This is a genomic window from Amorphus coralli DSM 19760, assembly GCF_000374525.1.
GTDB lineage: Bacteria > Pseudomonadota > Alphaproteobacteria > Rhizobiales > Amorphaceae > Amorphus > Amorphus coralli.
Genome location: NZ_KB894578.1, coordinates 47,652 through 65,447, shown reverse-complemented (window position 1 = coordinate 65,447; position 17,796 = coordinate 47,652). Strand labels below are relative to the sequence as shown.

The following is a 17,796-nucleotide window of genomic DNA, read 5'->3' as shown; positions in this document are numbered from 1 at the left end:
CCCGCCTAGAAGTTCACCCGGTCGCCCCCCTTGAGCGCCAGCATCTCGCGGGCCTCGTCCGGGGTGGCGATCTCGTGGCCGAGGTCCTCCAGGATCCGGCGGATCTTGGTGACCTGCTCGGCGTTGGAGGCGGCCAGCTGTCCGCGCCCGACGAACAGCGAATCCTCCAGCCCGACGCGCACGTTGCCGCCGAGTTGCGCAGCCGTCGTTGCCAGCGGCATCTGCGCCGCGCCCGCGCCCAGCACCGACCACTGGTAATTGTCGCCGAACAGCCGGTCCGCGGTGCGCTTCATGAACACCAGATTGTCCACCTCCGCGCCGATGCCGCCCAGGATGCCGAGCACGAACTGCAGGAAGATCGGTGCCTGGAACAGGCCCGTGTCCATGCCGAACTTCAGATTGTAGAGGTGGCCGACATCGTAGCACTCGTGCTCGAACTTGATGCCCTGCGGGCCCAGCGTGTTCGCCACCTGGGCGATGTCGCGGAAGGTGTTGCGGAAGATGTAGGTGTCGGAGTTGGCGACGTAGTCCTTCTCCCAGTCGAACTTCCACTCGTCGTAGCGCTTGGCCAGCGGATGGAAGGAGAAGTTGATCGAGCCCATGTTCAGCGAGCACATCTCCGGCGAGAACCGGTTGGCCGGCGCGATCCGGTCCTCGATGGTCATCTGCAGGCTGCCGCCGGTGGAGATGTTGATCACTGCGTCGGTCGACTGCTTGATCACCGGCAGGAAGCGCTCGAAATCCTCGATGCTGGTGGAGACGGCGCCGTTGTCCGGCTTGCGGGCGTGCAGATGCAGGATCGCGGCGCCGGCTTCCGCCGCATCGATGGCCTGCCGGGCGATGTCCTCGGGCGTATAGGGCAGCGCGTCGGACATGGTGGGCGTGTGGATCGCGCCGGTGATGGCGCAGGTGATGATGGTCTTCTTGCGGGCCATGTCGTTTCCTCGGGTCTCAGGGTTGTCCGGTGCGTTCGACGCGGCGTCGGAGCGGGAATATTTCCAGGCCGAACCGGTCGGCGAGATATCCCCAGACGCCGCGTCGCGCGAACAGCATGATCAGGATGGCGATGACGCCAAGCGCGATCAGGTAGACGGCACCATAGTCCGCCAGCGTCTCGCGCAGCACGAAGAAGATGAGGGTGCCGATGATGGGCCCCTCGATGCGGCCGACACCGCCGATCACCGCGATGAAGATGACGAATGCCGTCCAGTCGTTCACCGAGAAGGCGGCCTCCGGCGAGATGCGCAGCTTGGTCACGCCGGCACCTCGGCTGAAGCGCGTTGCGCGATGGACGGCGATCGCCATGTCAGTCGTCCATCCTTGGCATCAGGCCATTGATGTTCACCGCAGGTATCGACAAACTTCATCAACGCAAGGATCGAAATCATGCCCAACGGGTCCGACCTATTCGTTGCTGCGCTGGAGAACGAGGGCGTCACGCGCATCTTCGGCGTCCCCGGCGAGGAGAATCTTGATCTTCTCGAGTCGCTGCGGTCCTCAACGATCGAACTTGTCCTGACGCGTCACGAGCAGGCGGCCGCCTTCATGGCGGCGACCTATGGGCGGCTCACGGGGCGGCCCGGCGTCTGCCTCGCGACGCTCGGCCCCGGCGCCCTGAACTTTTCGACCGGGGCCGCCTATGCGCATCTCGGTGCGATGCCAATGATCCTCATCACGGGCCAGAAGGCCGTGATGAGCGCCAAACAAGCTCGCTTCCAGATCGTCGACATCGTGGCTTCGATGAAGCCACTGACCAAGATGACGCGCCAGATCATCAGCCCGTCGGCCATCCCCTCTGTTGTCAGGGACGCCTTCCGCGTCGCGATGGAGGAGCGGCCGGGGCCGGTTCATTTGGAGCTCCCCGAGGACGTAGCCGGCGCAGCGACGGAGAACATCGCCACAATTCCGGTTCATCCGCTCGAGCGTCCTGTCCCGCCCGCCGCCGCGCTCGACCGTGCGGTCGAACACATTCTTGCGGCCAGGCGGCCGCTCGTGATGATCGGCGCCGCGGGAAACCGGCCCTCGCTGGTCGAGCCGCTCTCGGCGTTCGTGGCGCAAGCCGGGCTGCCCTTCTTCAACACGCAGATGGGCAAGGGCGCCGTCCACGGCGGTTCCAACCTCTATATGGGCACTGCGGCGCTCTCCGAAGGCGACTATGTGCACGAGGCCGTCGAGCGCGCCGATCTCATCATCGCAATCGGCCACGACACGGTCGAGAAGCCGCCGTTCCTGATGAGAAGTGCCGGCGGGCCCAAGGTCGTTCACGTCGGCTACCAGTCAGCCACGGTCGAACAGGTCTACCACCCGGACTTCGAGGTGATCGGCGACATCGCGGCCTCCGTCGAAGCGCTCGGCGCGCGGCTTGCCGGACGGCTCGCGGTGGATCGGGGGATGTTCGAGCTGCGCCAGCGGATCCTCACCCGGATCAACGACCGGGCCGACGAGGATCGCTTCCCGGTGACGCCCCAGCGCCTCGTGCACGGCGTCCGCGCGGTGATGCCGGATGACGGGATCGTGTGCCTCGACAACGGCATGTACAAGATCTGGTTTGCGCGCAACTACCGCACCCATGTCGCGAATACGCTCCTGCTCGACAATGCCCTCGCCACCATGGGGGCCGGCCTGCCTTCGGCGATGATGGCGGCAATCCTCTACCCGAACCGCCGCGTCATGGCGGTCTGCGGCGATGGCGGGTTTATGATGAACTCGCAGGAGATGGAAACGGCGGTGCGGCTTGGGCTGAACCTCGTCGTGCTCGTTCTCAACGACAGCGCCTACGGCATGATCCGCTGGAAGCAGGCGGTTGAGGGCTTCCCGGATTACGGCATGCAGTTCAACAACCCGGATTTTCTGCGCTACGCCGAGGCCTACGGAGCAATGGGCTCGCGCGTGACCGCCGCCGAAGATCTGGTGCCGACCCTCGAATCCGCGTTCCAGGGTGGCGGCGTCCATCTGGTCGAGTTGCCGATTGACTATTCCGAGAACACGCGCGTGCTGGTGGACGAGCTGCGCAACCGCACGCCGGACGTGGATTGCGCGTGACTGAGCCCGAGCAGCCAAGTCCCGGACCGTGTTCGAGAAGCGAGGCGACCGAGAATGCTTGAGGTGGTGCAGGCCTTCGACCGTGTTCCGATCACGGCGATCAATACCGACGATGCGGCGGAGCTGGAGCGCAAGCTCGTGGCCGCCGAACGGGTGTTCCGGGACCGCGACGGCTGGCTGAAGCCGCACCAGCGCATCGCGGTCCTGCGCAGACTGGCCACGCTGATGGAAGACCGGCGCGACCATCTCGCGCTCCAGATTGCGCGCGAAGGTGGCAAGCCGCTGCCCGACGCCATCGTCGAGACGACCCGCGCCATTGACGGTGTCCATAACGCCGCAGACGAGCTGCGCAACTTCGCCGGCCGGGAGATCCCGATGGGCCTCTCGGTCGCATCGGAACACCGCTGGGCGTTCTCCACGCGCGAGCCAATTGGGATCGTCGCGGCGATCTCCGCCTTCAACCATCCACTGAACCTCATCGTCCATCAGGTGGCGCCGGCGATCGCCGTCGGCTGTCCCGTAGTTGTGAAGCCGGCGGCCACGACGCCACTTTCCTGCCTCGAGTTCGTGGCGCTCGTCCATGAGGCTGGCCTTCCCGAGCCCTGGTGTCAGAGCTTTGTCCCCGAGGGGAACGACCTCGCCGAGAGGCTCGCCACCGACGGGCGCGTCGCCTTCCTGAGCTTCATCGGCTCGGCCCGGGTCGGCTGGTCGCTGCGCGCGAAGCTCGCCCCCGGTACTCGGGCGGCGCTCGAGCATGGCGGCGCAGCCCCTGCCATCGTCGACCGCAGCGCAGATCTCGCGACGGCCATCGAGCCGATCGTGAAGGGCGGCTACTACCACGCAGGACAGGTGTGCGTGTCGACGCAGCGCATCTTCGTTCACGAGGACATCGCAAACGAATTTGCCGAGAAACTCATCGCCCGCGTCGAGACGCTGCGGACGGCCGACCCCGTGCTGAACGAAACCGAGGTCGGTCCCCTCATCCTGCCGCGCGAGGCGGACCGGGTCGCGGCGTGGGTCGAGGAGGCGGTTACGGGCGGAGCGACCCTTGCCACGGGGGGCAGACGCCTGTCCGAGACGACGCTGCAACCCGCCGTGCTGCTCAACCCCACGGCGGATGCGAAGATATCCACGCACGAGATCTTCGGCCCGGTGGTCGCGGTGTACCGATACCAGAATCTCGACGAGGCCATCGCGCGCGCGAACGCGCTGCCCACCGCCTTCCAGGCCAGCATATTCGCGCAGGATATCAAGGTTGCGATGAGGGCGGCCGATCGCCTCGACGCCTCGGCCGTGATGATCAACGATCCGACGGCGTTCCGAACTGACTGGATGCCGTTCGCTGGACGCCGCGAGTCCGGCTACGGCACAGGCGGCATCCCCTACACGATGCGCGACCTGGCGCAGGAGAAAATGATCCTGATGCGGAGGGGTTGAGGCGTAAACGTGCGAGCCCTCTGGATCGCATGCTTCAAGCCGTGAGCCCCGAAAATTGCAGCTGCCTTATTCAGCTCTGGCAATTCCGCCATTGACGCTCCAGCCCTCGAAAAAGGGAGGTCATCTGCTTGCGCCCGATCCGGCGCCTTCTGCGGCGCGCCTCCAGATCGCGGCGGCGAGCATCCCAGCGACTTCAGGCGGGCACATTGCCGCAGGTCAGCGGTGCAGCCGACACGCGCTTCCCTGCGCCCGCATGACGCCGTGGTCCTCCCAGCCAGCCGACGAGCGCCGACCAGCGTGTGGCGCGAGGTAGGCACCGACGGCAGCGGCATACATTCCGAGCCGCCGCACCCACGGCAGAGCGAGGAGCCAGCCCATCACGAAGCATCCCCGCTCAGCTGACGAGCCGCCTTGATCGGCCGCCAAAGCGCAAATCCGCCGACGGCGACGATCAGGACACCGATGGCCATGCCGGAGATGGTCCCCGCTTGGATGTGCCGATCCGCGCGTTCGAGCTCAGTGACCAGTGAGAAGGTTTTTCGCAACGATCGCACCGCCGCTGGCGACGGCGATGCTCGTCCCCTGCACGACACCCGACTTCGCCAGCGGTTCGACATCCGGCGGCAGCGCGACATCGCTCGGCCACCGACAGCCAAGCAACTAACTCGTCGCGTACGGCCGGATGCTGACAGCATCGCCCTGGTAGCCGCCAATCACGAGGATGTCGCCGTTCTTCGCGCGGCCGGCGTAGAGGCCGACGTCACCCTGCCAGCCGTCGCGCTTGCCGCGCCAGAACACGACGACGCAGCCGATCGAAGCCAGAGAGTTAAATTTCCGCTGAGCGTGCGCGCCATGTGAAGAAGTTCCCCGCCACAAACAGACGGAGCAACCCAGTCAATGAGATGCGCGGTACGTATTCGCGCTATTTCGGCGCATCCGCTCAATCACCAGCGGCCACTACACACGCAAAACCGCAGGGAATAACGTAGGGAATCGCTGAAAAACGCGACGGAGAGCGCAATATAACAATCAACTGGGAACTGGATATGGCGGAGACGGAGGGATTCGAACCCTCGAGACGGTTTCGCCGCCTACTCCCTTAGCAGGGGAGCGCCTTCGACCACTCGGCCACGTCTCCGTTGTGGGCTGGGTAGCGGCGAAGTCCCGGCTGGTCAAGGGTTTCTGGGCAGATCCAGCGCTTTGATCCACGGTTCACTCACATGCGCTGAAATGCGAACAATCGCAGAACAAGGCATCAGAATGGCTTCATTCTCATACGAATCTCGGACAGCGCGTTCTCCTAACGTTCCAGCGCTGATGACCAGCTAACGCACCTGGCGCGCGCTCGTCTGACCGGAGAACCACGTTGACCCGTCGCGGACATCGTCCAATCTGACACCAGCCTGATGCAAGTCTGTATCGGTAAGTCTGACCTCGAACACGCCCCCCAGTCCGAAGGGTTCTCCCAGCGCTTCAGCATCTCTAGAATTGCTGGCGCATACACCCGACGGCGTGGCAATCTACATTTGAACCGCTCCAGACAGAAGAAGCGCAGTGAACATCCCTCTTCAATCGGGGTCGCCGATGGCCAAAGCGGGCGGTCGTCTGGCCCTGGCGGCTGCGGGCCTTCTAGGCGTTACCATCGCGGTCGCTTTCGCCGCCCTCGTCCAGATTGCAACCGCGTTGAACGAGCAAGCCGCCAGGCAGACGGCGTCCGCGATGGAAACGGCGCTGACGACGCGCCGCATCTTGCTGGAACGCATTCTTGTCGACAACGCTGCCTGGGGATCGGCCTACGAACATCTGAGCCTTACGACCGATGTCGATTGGGCCTATGCCCGCGGCAATCTGGGTGCGAGCCTGCATCCTGACTACCACGTCGATGCGCTTCTCGTCGTGGATCCGCAGGACAAAACCACCTACTCGGTCATAGCGGGACAGTTGTCGCAAACGTCCCATCTGGACGTTCTCCAAGGCGCGGGCCAGGCACTCATTCGGCAGGCTCGGTCTGCACCGTTCAACGCAACAGTTCCCGTTTCCACGTATATTGCCGGTTCGGACGCCCACCTACTTGTTGCTGCGGCCGCTTTCTCGACGGCGGAAGATTCCCACGTCACGCCCGCACCGGGACCGGCATCGGTCTTGATTTTCGTTGACCGGCTTGACCGAGCCGAGCTCCGGCAGATCGCTTCGGCCCATGGTCTTTCTGACCTTAGAGCCACGAAATCTGGTGAACCCGCTGTCCAGCTGGAACTTCCCAGTCAGTTCTCGGAGAACGCGGCCTTCGCCTGGACGCCTCCCCGCCCGGGCCGAGCGCTTCTGGAGAACACGCTGCCATGGCTCGCGACGAGTTCGCTTCTCCTGGCGATCTGCACGGCTTTTGGCTTCCGCCACATCCGCGGGACTGCCCGTGCGATCGAAGAAAGCCGGCATCAGCTCATCGAAAGTCAGGCGCGGTTTCGCGACATTGCCGAAGCCGCATCGGACTGGATGTGGGAAACCGATGCACGGCTACGGATCGTTTACGTGTCCGACCGCTTCAGCGTGGTGACCGGGCGCGACAAGAGCGAGATCCTCGGGCAGCCCTTGGGCGACTTCATTGAAGCCGACATTCAAAAGATCATTGACCTGTGGGGACGCAAAACGGATGGCCGTGTCGCCGACATTCTGTGCGCCTATCTCGACAATGCCGGATTGAATCGCGTCGGCCGGATCTGTGGCAAACCCGTTCGCAACCATGATGGCGACATCACGGGCTACCGGGGCACGGTCACAGACATTACCGAAGAAACGGAGGCACTTCAGGAGGTCCAACGTCTGTCCCGCCATGATCCGACCACCGGGCTCTCGAACAGATCGAGATTGGAAGCCTATCTGGACGGCCTGACAGAGTGCTACGGAGCCAATCCCATTGCGCTGGTGTGTCTTGATCTGGACGACTTCAGGTCGCTGAACGAAACGCGGGGCTACAAGGTTGGTGACCGTGCTCTCGCCGAGGTGGCCGGTCGCCTCCTGGCCACGGCTCCCAAAGACGCGATGATTGCCCGACTTGGCAGCGATGAATTCGCCATCGCGTTGCCCGTGGAAGACGAAGCCCACGCGGACGCCTGGTGCGCCTCGCTGCTGTCCACGCTGGAGCAGCCGGTAAATGGCGACAGCGATGTGCGGCTGGGAGCGACGGCCGGCGTTGCGCTCTTCCCCAGAGACGCGGGTTCTGCAGGGGATCTGCTTCGCAAAGCCGACATTGCCCTTGTCAACGCGAAGCGAGGCAAACGCGGAGGGTACCGATTCTTTTCGGAGGATCTGAACGAAGCGGTACTGGAACGCGCCCTGTTGCGGGCAGACCTCCGAACAGCGATCGTCGAAAACCAGTTCGTGCTGCACTATCAGCCGAAGTTCGATCCCCGCTCCCTCAAACCGAGCGGGGTGGAAGCGCTGATCCGCTGGGTTCACCCGGTGCGCGGCATGATTCAACCGTCCATATTCATCCCGGCCGCCGAGGAAAGCGGCCTCATCGATGCAATCGGTGCCTGGGCCCTGGAGACCGCCTGCCGCGAGATCCTGCCGCTCTGCGATTTGCCTGTTTCCGTGAACGTCTCGCCGGTCCAGGTCAGGAACCAGGAGGCCTTCTCTGAAGCGGTCGCCCACGCATTGGATACGACAGGCCTGCCACCCAGTCGGCTCGAACTGGAACTGACGGAGAATGCCCTCTTCGACGAGATCGTCGAAAGCAGGGAGCTTTTCTACAGCCTGAAGGCAGGTGGTATCCGGTTGTCACTTGATGATTTTGGCACCGGATACTCCTCTCTCGGGAACCTTCGGGGATTCCCGTTCGACCGCGTCAAACTGGACAAGCTGTTTGTCAGCCAGTCGGAATGTTCCGAAACCGCAAGGTCCGTGGCCCGGGCCGTTCTTCACATCGGTCATGCATTCGGCATGGTCGTCACCGCCGAGGGGGTGGAAACCGAACAGCAGTTGGAGGAACTGGCGGAATGCGGCTTTGATGAAGTCCAGGGATTTCTTCTTGCCCGCCCTATGCCGGTGGAGACGCTGTCGGAGTTCCTGTATTCGAGCAGTTGGGCGGAACGGGCCGCCAAGCGGCAACAGCCGGAGCCACGGCACGGTTAGGTACCGCCTTGCGTATCGTCGCAGCATTTCCGCACACCGAGATGTGCAAGGCACACCAGACTTTCTGCTCTATACAGGCGCAATGCGCATTGGAGAGCCAAAATCTTCAAGCCGCCGCGGGGCCGCCGCACCAGTTAGCGCGAGAGACAAATGATCTCTGTCTTCGACTGCATAGCGTACGAACATAATCTATGGCTGGTCCTACTGGCTGGATTGATCTGCGCAGCCGGATCCTGGGTTGCCGCGCATGTCTACTTCAGAGCGACGCAGACTATCGGCTTGCAGAGGGCCGGCTGGTATTTTCTCACTGCCCTGGCGGCAGGCGCAGCGATCTGGTGTACCCACTTCGTCGCCATGCTGGGGTTCGAGTCTGGCGTTCCGGTCAGCTTTGACCCTGTCCTGACGATCCTTTCCCTCGTGATCGCCGTTGTCGGCAGCACCGTGGGCTTCGCCGTCGGCGGCATGCGATTTTCCCGCTTCGCCCCCGCCCTCGGTGGCGCCTTTGTCGGCCTTGCAGTGGCAGCGATGCACTACACAGGGATGGCCGCCTACCGTGTGCAGGGGATCGTGAGCTGGGAGATGTCCTATCTCGTTGCCTCCATCATTCTCGCGGTGCTGTTCGCCACGCTTGCCACGCACGTTGCTCTAACCTCCAAGCGACGCGATGCCGTCAACTGGTCGGCCGCGGCTCTCGCGTTGGCAATCCTGTCTCTCCACTTCACCGGCATGACCGCATTTCGGGTGCAGCCACTCCTTGTGGAACCGAGCGTTTCGAATCCCGACGCTTTACTCACCTTGGCGCTGGTCACCACGTGCATGGCAGCTGTCATCGTGGCAGCAGGTCTTGTCAGCTACATCCTCGACCGCAGTGTGCGGGCCGAATCGTTTGAGCGCCTGCGCAAGATGGCCTTGAGCGATGTCCTCACGGGCCTGCCGAACCGTGCAAACTTCAACGAAACGCTCAAGGCCGAGATTGCCGCCGCACGCGATGGCGGTACCAAGCTGGCGGTCATCGCCATTGACCTGAACCGCTTCAAGGCCGTCAACGATCTGCGCGGCCATCAGACTGGCGATGAAGTCCTGCGTCGGCTTGGCCAGCGCATCCAGGCTCTGCTGAAGCAAGAAATTGGTGAGTTCGTTGCACGCACCGGCGGTGACGAGTTCACGGCGATCTGCCGGGTGAACGGCCGGGCATCCCTGCCCGATTTTCTGATGCGTCTCGAGCAAGCACTCTTCAAGACCATCAAGATCGACAACTTCGAGGTGTCCCCCGGCGCGAGTTTCGGTGTTGCCATCTACCCGGACGACGCCAGCGACCAGACGCTCCTCATTAACAATGCGGATCTGGCTATGTACCGAGCCAAATCCGATCCATCCCAGATCGTCTGCTATTACGAAGCCGGGATGGATGAAGCCGTACGAGCCCGACGCAGCCTGGCCGGCGATCTCCGCAACGCACTTGTTCAGGGAGAGCTGTTTCTGCACTTCCAGAAGCAGTCGTCGATCACGACCGGCGAAATCAGGGGCTACGAGGCGCTTCTTCGATGGGAGCACCCGAGGCACGGGCTCATTCCCCCCGACGAGTTTATTCCAATCGCCGAAGAAGATGGTCTCATCGTCGAAATCGGTGAATGGGTCCTCCGGCGCGCGTGTGTAGCCGCAATGACATGGGATCCGGCGCTCAAGGTCGCTGTCAATATATCGGCCGTCCAGCTCGCCCAGGTCGATCTCTCGCAGTTCGTCAAACGGGTGCTCCAGGAGACTGGCCTTGCGCCCGAACGGCTTGAGCTGGAACTGACGGAAACCACGATCGTCAAGGACAAGGAGCGTACCATGCACACGCTCCGGAAGTTGCGGGAGATGGGCGTCAGCGTTGCGCTAGACGATTTCGGAACAGGCTACTCGTCCTTGGAAACTCTTCGGACATTCGCCTTCGACCGCATCAAGATCGACCGGTCCTTTGTGGCCGAGATCGGTTCCGAGGATCAGTCGATCGCCATGATCCGCGCAGTGCTGGCCTTGGCCAAGGCCCTCAACATTCCTGTCATCGCCGAGGGTATCGAAACGCAGGAACAATTCGACGTGCTGAAGGTCGAAGGCTGCGACGAAGCACAGGGCTTTCTGCTCGGCCGGCCCGTTCCGCTTGCCTCGGTCGCGACAGGCGCTGCTCACGTGGTTTCGCGCATGGCGACGACGGGCTTTCAGGATCTGCAGCGCATGCTAGGGCCAGACAGCCAATCCTCGCCCATGCCGCGAGAGACGTGACTCCTTGACGGTTGTGCCACGATTGCCCGGCCGCTGCATTTGCAGCCTACACAATGCTTGAACGCGCTCAATCCCGCGAAGCCCAATCCGTCTCCCCGTTTGCCAGCCGGGCTGGACCTTCTGCCGCCCAACGCTGATCGATAGGGTCGAAATCCAATCGTGCAATCAGCCCTCGGCGCACCCCGTCTTCACGAAGACAGCGGGGTGTCTGGTTGAAGGCCTTCGCTTCTATCGGTCAAACGGTTGCCCCTGGCTTGTGGACTGCCGTGAGTATCCCGACATGCCACGTTGGTTCCGAACTGGAGCACAGCGGGCTCAATAGCTCATGACCAGCGCAATCTCCGCGACACTTCTGCTTCTCGATCGGGAAGCGGCCCGTCCCGATGCGTTCGAAGACGTGGCCACCCTTGCGGATGCCAACGCGGTTCGGCAAGCGGCCACCCATAAGGAACCTGCCCGGGAAGACCTTGCGTTCACCGAAGGGTGCGCGTTGGCGCTGCGCGGCGGCCTTGCCTACGGCGAGCTGTCCACCGCCCACACCACCAGCCTCGGCTCCTACTCCGCCACCGCCTCGACCGACGGTCACGGCTTCGGCGGCTTCGCCGAGGCGACCGCCATCCGTGCCTTCGACACGCCCGCCGTCACGCTGACGCCGTCGGCGACGCTGGGCTGGCGCGGTTTCCACAGGAGTAGCGTCGACGAGGCCGGCAGCGCCTTCGCGCTGTCGCTTCCGGGACAGACCTTCGAGGAGACCCAGACGACGCTGGCGCTGGCCGTGTCGAAACGCTTCGTCCTGGACAACGGGCTGGTGCTGGAGCCGGTGGCGAGCGTCGGCTGGCGGCACGACTTCTCCGACCTCGACGAGGCGGCCCGGCTCGGCCTGCACGGCGCGTCGTTCGAGGCGGACGGGGCCGAGATCGGGTCGGATGCCTTCCTCAGCCGCATCGATCTGACGGCCATGGCCACCGACCGCTTCGCCTTCGGCGCCTCCTACCAGGCGGAGATCCGCGACAACCTCACCGGCCACACCTTCTCCGCGGAAGCCTCCTTCCGCTTCTGAGCGGCAAGGCGGGCCACTCTCTCAGCCCTGCCCTACGGCTTCGGCGAGCGTGGCAGGCTGAACAGGGCGAGGAAACTCTGGGACCGGTCAGCATCGCCCGTCACTTGGACGCCCACCGTTTCGGGCGGTGCATCTCCATAAAATAGGGCGGCAAGTGCCGGTGCCGTCGCCGCCTCGAAGCGAAGATCGGAAGAGGAAATCTCTCCGCGTTCGATCGCTAGTTCGCCATTCGAAAGCCGACCGCTGAAACAGGCGGAGCCAATGGCGAAAACGACCAGCAGTTCCATCTCGCCCGAAGCCTTCTTATCCAGCATCGTGCGCAGGGAGAGCATGAAGGAAACCGGGGAGAGAGGCAGTGTGGGATCATGCAACGGCGACATGGCCGCCCATCGGCCCAACTCCTGAATGATCGGCTCCGCAGCATATCCCCAAGTCGTCAGGCCGTAGAGTTGGGCCGGCGTCGGCTCGGGTACCATCGTGCGCACCACCACCCCGTTGGCCTCGAGGCTCGCCAGCCGCTCGGTCAGAACCTTGGCGCTGATTCCCGGAAGATGCGCGCGGATGTCGGAAAACCGCCTGGGACCGAACATCAGCTCGCGCACGACAAGCAAGGACCACCGCTCGCCCAAAAGCTCTAAGCCAAATGCGGTCCCGCATGCATCGCCATACCAGCGCCCATGCACGGCGGAGGGCTTTTTGGTTACATTTTGTAATTCCATGGTTGCTTTTAGTAACTCACGATTTGTAGGGTGTCCACGTCGCGAACAGATAGGCGGGAGGACGCAGATTGCCCCAAACCATTTTTATAAACCTGCCCGTGGCGGATCTCGACCGCTCGGTCGCATTCTACGAAGCGATCGGGTTCGTTCCGAATGCCAGATTCACCAACCACATGGCGGCGTGCATGGTGCTGTCGGACACGATCGCGATCATGCTTTTGACGCACGCGTTCTGGTCCACATTCACGGACCGGCGCCGGGTGGATCCGTCGCGCGACGCCCAGGTGCTGCTATGCATCGGACGCCCGGATCGGAAGGCCGTGGACGCCATCACACAGGCAGCGCAGTCTGCAGGCGGCACCGCGGACCCCTGCCCCGTTCAGGACCACGGGTTCATGTACGGACGCAGCTTCGCGGACCCCGACGGCCACATCTGGGAGCCGATGTGGATGAGCGCCGAAGCCATCGAGAATGGACCGGAAGCAGTCCTGGCGGCTGACTGATCCCACCCATCCACCCAATCGAGAAACACCATGCAGCGGCATTGCAAACCGCAATTCGGCTGGCGAACCCGGGAGACCCGACATGACATACATTTCCGGCATTCTGACGCCCGTTCCCGACGAGAACAAAGAAGCCTACGTGGAGCACGTGCGGACGGCGTGGCCCCTCTTCAGGGAGTATGGGGCGCTGCACATTATGGAGGCCTGGGGCGACGATGTCCCGGATGGGCAGCACACCGATTTCAAGCGCGCCGTCGATCTTCAGGACGGTGAAACCGTCTGCTTCTCCTGGATCGTCTGGGCAGACAAGGAGAGCCACGACAGGTGTGGCGCGAGCATGCAGACTGATCCGCGCTGGCAGCAGCTGAGCATGCCCTTTGATGGCAAGCGGATGGTGTGGGGCAGCTTCTTGCCCGTGTTCGAGCAGTCCGCCTGAGCCATGACCGAAGCCACGTCATCCGGGATCATCATCTGGACCTTCGACTGGGTTCCGGATGCACCACGAGGCTTCGTACGCGACTTTCGCCTGCGATGGGCGTGCGAGGAGGCGGGGCTGAGCTACCAGGTGCGCTCTGTCCCATTTGATCAGCGCAGCTCCTTTCACCTCGCACACCAGCCCTTCGGGCAAGTGCCGTTCATGACGGAAAATGATGTCCGGCTGTTCGAGAGCGGCGCCTGTCTTCTGCATCTGGCGGACAAGAGTGACATCCTGATGCCGCATGAGGCCTCGCATCGAGCCCTCACGCTCTCCTGGGTCGTGGCGGCGCTCAACTCAGTCGAGATGGTCAGCTTGCCCTGGTGGTTTGTGGGACTGTCCCAACCGCCCGAGAACCCGCTCGAGGGGTGGCTGCGCTCGCGCCTCGATCACATCGAAGGAATTCTGGGCAATCAGGACTGGCTGGTCGCGGAACGGTTCACGGTAGCAGATCTGGTCATGGCCGACGTTCTCCGCCTGCCCTGGGTGCGGGACCTCGATACCTATCCGGCCACCCACGCCTACGTCGAACGCCTCTGCACTCGCTCCGCTTATCGAAAAGCGCATGCGGACCAGCTGGATCATTTCGCCAGAGCGGACGCGACCCGGCAGGAACCAGACCCATCTGGCTCTTAGCCCCTTATCCCGCCTTCTTCGCCCTCTCCCCTCCGCGCACGGCGTAGCTTTCCTGCGCTTTCGGCTTCGCCCCCTCGCCCATCCAGGCAAGCATGCCCCGGCGTGAGGCGCCGCAGGCGCTGCCATAGCCGCAGAAGTCCGTGGCGCGCTCCAGCGCCAGGCGCAGCATGAAGCCCGTCCGATCCCGTGCCGTCACGGACCATGCTTCGTCGCGCGCGCCGTCGGCATCGTCGCCGATGTCGGCTGCGCAAATGGTGACGGTCTCGCCATGTCCTGCAATGCGGACGGGCAAAGTCGTCATGCCAGCGCCGAGATGGGGGCGCACGGTCATGTCCGGGCAGGATCAGCCGTCGGACTGGGCTGATCCAGCGTTGCGCACTCTACATGGCAGGCCGGTCAGGCGATCCGACGTCCGTCGGCCCAGAAGGCATGCAGCTCACCGACCTTGCCGCTCGTAAGGAGAGGCATAGCCTCTTTTAATTGAGCATCGCTCCAATCCCACCACTGCATTTCGAGCAGCAGCCCGATTGAGCGCTCGTCGAACCGCTTGCGGATCACCTTGGCCGGGTTTCCGCCCACGATCGCAAACGGCTCCACATCCCGGGTGACGAGGGCACGCGTCCCGATTACGGCGCCATCGCCAACGCGCACACCTGGCATGATGATGGCCTCCGATCCGATCCAAACATCGTTGCCGATGACCGTGTCCCCTGCCGGCAGGTAACCGTTCTCTGCACCCGCGAAGGCAGGCTCCTCAGGCATCCAATAGAAGGGGAAGGTGCTGATCCATTCGGAACGGTGGCCCTGGTTGCCGGCCATGATGAAGGCGGCCCCAGACCCGATGGAACAGAAACTACCGATGATCAGGCGATCAACGCCTTCATCCTGCAACAGGAAGCGCGCGCAGTCGTCGAAACTGTGCCCGTGATAGTAGCCGGAATAGTAGCTGAACCGACCCACGACGATGTTGGGGTTGGTGACTTGCTTGTCGAGCGTCACGCCCCGAAACGGGCTCTCGAAATAATTCGTCATCTGGAAACCTCTGATTGACGGCTCGCTCGCCCGTCGGGGCAAGCAGAAACGGCGCGGCGGCCATTGGCGCCACGCTTCAGCCCCGGCTCAGCGCTCGGGGCGTCAATCAGATGGTTTGTCGTGCAGCTTTCATTCTATGCACGTCCAGTCGAATTCACGGCACCTGCCCGACGTAAGCCGCTGGCCTTCCAAACCGGCATCGAAGCTAAGGAGACGCATACAGATCTTCGAGAAAGCCCAGCGCGGCGTACAAAACCCGCACAAGGGGCTTGATCACCCAAAGTCAACTACTTGATATACGAGCAGAACTTCCCGGAACGCCTACTCCCTTAGCAGGGGAGCGCCTTCGACCACTCGGCCACGTCTCCGTTGTGGGCTGGGTAGCGGCGAAGTCCCGGCCGGTCAAGGGCTGCGGCGCTTTGGCCGGCGCTCGTCCACCATTGCGGCGCATCGGCCTCCGCGCCCCCCTGCCCCCGGACGCCGCACGAACCGGGCCCGGCGCTTCGTTCCGGCTCCTCGGGGCGTCGCGACGACAGGCTGCATGATACTCATGCTGCAGGCCGCAGTTGGTGGCCTCGCGGACCCAGGAATGGTGCAATCAATCATCTTCCATTTGACGCGCGAGCCTGCTGCGGTCAGCCTTGAGCGATTGACCGCCCGCCACGCAACGACGGTAGGGATATGGCGCAGTCTTCACGGTGGCCGGACGGGGCAACACAGGACCATGCGCACGGAGACGAGGTCGTGGACGCAGGATCCGGATCGCGGTCTGCCCCGAGGCTGAGGCGGTTCGTCCGCAGAACCTTCCTGGCCGACCAGGCCTACCGCTCGACATTTCTCGTCTGGTTCGTCGTGCTGCTTGCGCTGTCCGGCTCCGCGGTGCTGGGCGGTATGGCTTTTATCCAGGCCCAGGATCGGGATCAGCGTCTTGCGGAAACGATGGTGGAAGAGCAGGGCGTGGTGTTCGCCCAGCTCGCCGCCGTCAAGGAACGCCTGTCCCTCATCAGGTCCGACCTTTTCTTTCTGAAGAACGAATTCGAGTATCTGCTGGGAATCGACCTTGAACCCGACGCCGTCCGTCGGGTCGCGGGCTCCGAATTCCAGAACTTCTCTAAGTCGCGCGGCATCTACGACCAGATCAGGATCCTCGATCGCAACGGGCAGGAGTTCATCCGCGTCAACTACAATGGCGGCTCGCCGATCATCGTCGGACAAGAACGCCTCCAGGACCAATCCAGCCGCCCCTACGTGCTGGCGGCGAACAAACTGGACTATGGCGCAACCTACGTGTCCCCGCTCGATCTCAACGTCGACAACGGCGTCGTCACCCAGCCCTACAAGCCGACGATCCGACTGGCGACACCCCTTCTCGGACCCGACGGCGAGCGAGAGGGCCTTATCGTTCTCAACTATATGGCCGCCTCGATGCTGACCGCGGTCGAGGCCGCAGCCGATCTTTCGCTCGGCGATCCGATGATGCTGAACTCAGACGGCTACTGGCTGGTATCCAAGGTCCCCCCGCCAACATGGGGGTTCATGTTCGATGACAAGATCGAAGACCGGATGGAAAATCTCTTCCCCCTGACCTGGGCGGAAATGCAGGGAAGCAGTTCCGATCAACTCCTGACAGAAGAGGGCCTGTTCAGCTTTGCCGCCATCGACCCGGTCAGCGACATCATGATCGGCGCCCGCGATTTCGAGGGTTTCATCCCGCCGCGGGCCGTCGCGGGCAATGCGGAGTCCGCGCACCGCTGGTTCGTCGGCACCTTCCTCGACGCCGAAACCCTGGAAAGCGCACTCGACGACGGCCTGTCCGACTCGTTTACCTATTCAGGGCTTCTTCTGGCCCTGTGCGTCTTCGGCTCGGCAGCCGCCTCTCTTGCCATTGCAGAGGCGCGCCGGCATCGCTCCGACCTTGCCCAGATGGCGCGCCTGGATCCCCTGACCGGTCTCTCCAACCGGCGCACGCTCGAGGCCGCGCTCGCCTCGGAGATCACCAACGCGCGCCAGGCTGGCAGCGGGCTGGCGGTGGCCTTTCTCGACATCGATGGCTTCAAGACACTGAACGATCGCCTGGGCCATGCTGCAGGCGACCAGGCGCTGATCGACATCGCCGAGGTACTGACCCGACGCGTCGAGCTGCACGACTCGCAGATCCGCGACGACACCGGAAACCCGTCCGCTCCCGATTCCATGGTTTCCCGGATCGGCGGCGACGAGTTCGTCATCCTGTTCCGCGGCGACGACCCGCACGGCCGCATCAAGGCCACGCTGACCGACATCCTGACGGCGATCGGCGCCTTGTCGTGGCGAAAGCAGCGCGTCGGCGCCAGCATCGGCCTTGCCCGTTTTCCCGGCAGTGGCGAGACGATGGATGCCGTTCTCAATGCGGCAGACGCGGCGATGTACCGAGCCAAGGTGGGCGGCAAGAACCGGATTATCGTGGACGCCTGAGCGCCAAATCTGACCATCGCAACTGCCTGCGAGCCCCCATCGACG

General features: G+C 63.4%; 14 protein-coding genes, 1 tRNA gene and 1 pseudogene. 10 read left to right on the top strand and 6 right to left on the bottom strand.

The window, feature by feature from the left end:
• Positions 1 to 5: 5 nt before the first annotated feature.
• Together kce and C507_RS0119145 are read right to left on the bottom strand one after the other, a co-directional pair.
• Positions 6 to 935, bottom strand: a complete 930-nt coding sequence (gene kce / locus C507_RS0119150; protein WP_018701339.1) for a 3,5-dioxohexanoate:acetyl-CoA acetone transferase — start codon at positions 933 to 935, stop codon at positions 6 to 8.
• A gap of 16 nt (positions 936 to 951) precedes the next feature.
• Positions 952 to 1,251, bottom strand: a pseudogene (locus C507_RS0119145) (branched-chain amino acid ABC transporter permease); the annotation flags it as partial.
• Between the two features lie 135 nt (positions 1,252 to 1,386).
• On the opposite strand from C507_RS0119145, the gene C507_RS0119140 reads away from it, so the two are divergent.
• The 3 genes from C507_RS0119140 to C507_RS23190 all read left to right on the top strand — a co-directional run bounded on the left by C507_RS0119140 (position 1,387) and on the right by C507_RS23190 (position 5,337).
• Positions 1,387 to 3,042, top strand: coding sequence for an acetolactate synthase large subunit (locus C507_RS0119140; protein ID WP_018701337.1), 1,656 nt, complete (start codon positions 1,387 to 1,389; stop codon positions 3,040 to 3,042).
• Positions 3,043 to 3,096: 54 nt separating this feature from the next.
• The gene (locus tag C507_RS0119135; protein WP_018701336.1) at positions 3,097 to 4,479 is read left to right on the top strand and encodes an aldehyde dehydrogenase family protein; all 1,383 of its coding nucleotides are present in this window, start codon (positions 3,097 to 3,099) and stop codon (positions 4,477 to 4,479) included.
• Between the two features lie 519 nt (positions 4,480 to 4,998).
• Complete coding sequence (locus tag C507_RS23190; RefSeq protein ID WP_210162156.1) at positions 4,999 to 5,337, top strand: hypothetical protein; 339 nt, start codon at positions 4,999 to 5,001, stop codon at positions 5,335 to 5,337.
• A gap of 189 nt (positions 5,338 to 5,526) precedes the next feature.
• On the opposite strand, the gene C507_RS0119115 is transcribed toward C507_RS23190, so the two are convergent.
• Positions 5,527 to 5,617 (bottom strand) — tRNA-Ser (locus tag C507_RS0119115).
• 416 nt (positions 5,618 to 6,033) lie between these two features.
• On the opposite strand from C507_RS0119115, the gene C507_RS22105 reads away from it, so the two are divergent.
• The 3 genes from C507_RS22105 to C507_RS0119100 all read left to right on the top strand — a co-directional run bounded on the left by C507_RS22105 (position 6,034) and on the right by C507_RS0119100 (position 11,932).
• A complete protein-coding gene (locus tag C507_RS22105) occupies positions 6,034 to 8,607 on the top strand; it encodes a bifunctional diguanylate cyclase/phosphodiesterase (protein WP_156829395.1) in 2,574 nt (857 codons plus the stop codon).
• Between the two features lie 150 nt (positions 8,608 to 8,757).
• The gene (locus C507_RS22100; RefSeq protein WP_051089818.1) at positions 8,758 to 10,872 is read left to right on the top strand and encodes a putative bifunctional diguanylate cyclase/phosphodiesterase; all 2,115 of its coding nucleotides are present in this window, start codon (positions 8,758 to 8,760) and stop codon (positions 10,870 to 10,872) included.
• Positions 10,873 to 11,197: 325 nt separating this feature from the next.
• Complete coding sequence (locus tag C507_RS0119100; protein WP_018701330.1) at positions 11,198 to 11,932, top strand: autotransporter outer membrane beta-barrel domain-containing protein; 735 nt, start codon at positions 11,198 to 11,200, stop codon at positions 11,930 to 11,932.
• 32 nt (positions 11,933 to 11,964) lie between these two features.
• On the opposite strand, the gene C507_RS0119095 is transcribed toward C507_RS0119100, so the two are convergent.
• Positions 11,965 to 12,651: a winged helix-turn-helix transcriptional regulator gene (locus tag C507_RS0119095; protein WP_026319254.1), complete on the bottom strand. Its 687-nt coding sequence runs from the start codon at positions 12,649 to 12,651 to the stop codon at positions 11,965 to 11,967.
• A 68-nt stretch (positions 12,652 to 12,719) separates the two neighbouring features.
• Here C507_RS0119095 and C507_RS0119090 point away from each other — a divergent pair, with 68 nt between their 5' ends.
• The 3 genes from C507_RS0119090 to C507_RS0119080 all read left to right on the top strand — a co-directional run bounded on the left by C507_RS0119090 (position 12,720) and on the right by C507_RS0119080 (position 14,265).
• Positions 12,720 to 13,154 (top strand): VOC family protein, encoded by a 435-nt coding sequence (locus C507_RS0119090; RefSeq protein ID WP_026319253.1) that lies wholly within the window; start codon positions 12,720 to 12,722, stop codon positions 13,152 to 13,154.
• An 82-nt stretch (positions 13,155 to 13,236) separates the two neighbouring features.
• The gene (locus C507_RS0119085; protein ID WP_018701327.1) at positions 13,237 to 13,590 is read left to right on the top strand and encodes a DUF1428 domain-containing protein; all 354 of its coding nucleotides are present in this window, start codon (positions 13,237 to 13,239) and stop codon (positions 13,588 to 13,590) included.
• A gap of 3 nt (positions 13,591 to 13,593) precedes the next feature.
• On the top strand, positions 13,594 to 14,265 hold the full coding sequence (locus C507_RS0119080) for a glutathione S-transferase family protein (RefSeq protein WP_018701326.1): 672 nt from the start codon (positions 13,594 to 13,596) through the stop codon (positions 14,263 to 14,265).
• A gap of 4 nt (positions 14,266 to 14,269) precedes the next feature.
• Here C507_RS0119080 and C507_RS0119075 read toward each other — a convergent pair whose 3' ends face one another.
• Positions 14,270 to 14,566 (bottom strand): hypothetical protein, encoded by a 297-nt coding sequence (locus C507_RS0119075; RefSeq protein WP_156829394.1) that lies wholly within the window; start codon positions 14,564 to 14,566, stop codon positions 14,270 to 14,272.
• A gap of 95 nt (positions 14,567 to 14,661) precedes the next feature.
• The gene (gene catB / locus C507_RS0119070; protein WP_018701324.1) at positions 14,662 to 15,297 is read right to left on the bottom strand and encodes a type B chloramphenicol O-acetyltransferase; all 636 of its coding nucleotides are present in this window, start codon (positions 15,295 to 15,297) and stop codon (positions 14,662 to 14,664) included.
• 744 nt (positions 15,298 to 16,041) lie between these two features.
• Here catB and C507_RS0119065 point away from each other — a divergent pair.
• Positions 16,042 to 17,751, top strand: coding sequence for a sensor domain-containing diguanylate cyclase (locus tag C507_RS0119065; RefSeq protein WP_018701323.1), 1,710 nt, complete (start codon positions 16,042 to 16,044; stop codon positions 17,749 to 17,751).
• Positions 17,752 to 17,796 lie beyond the last annotated feature (45 nt).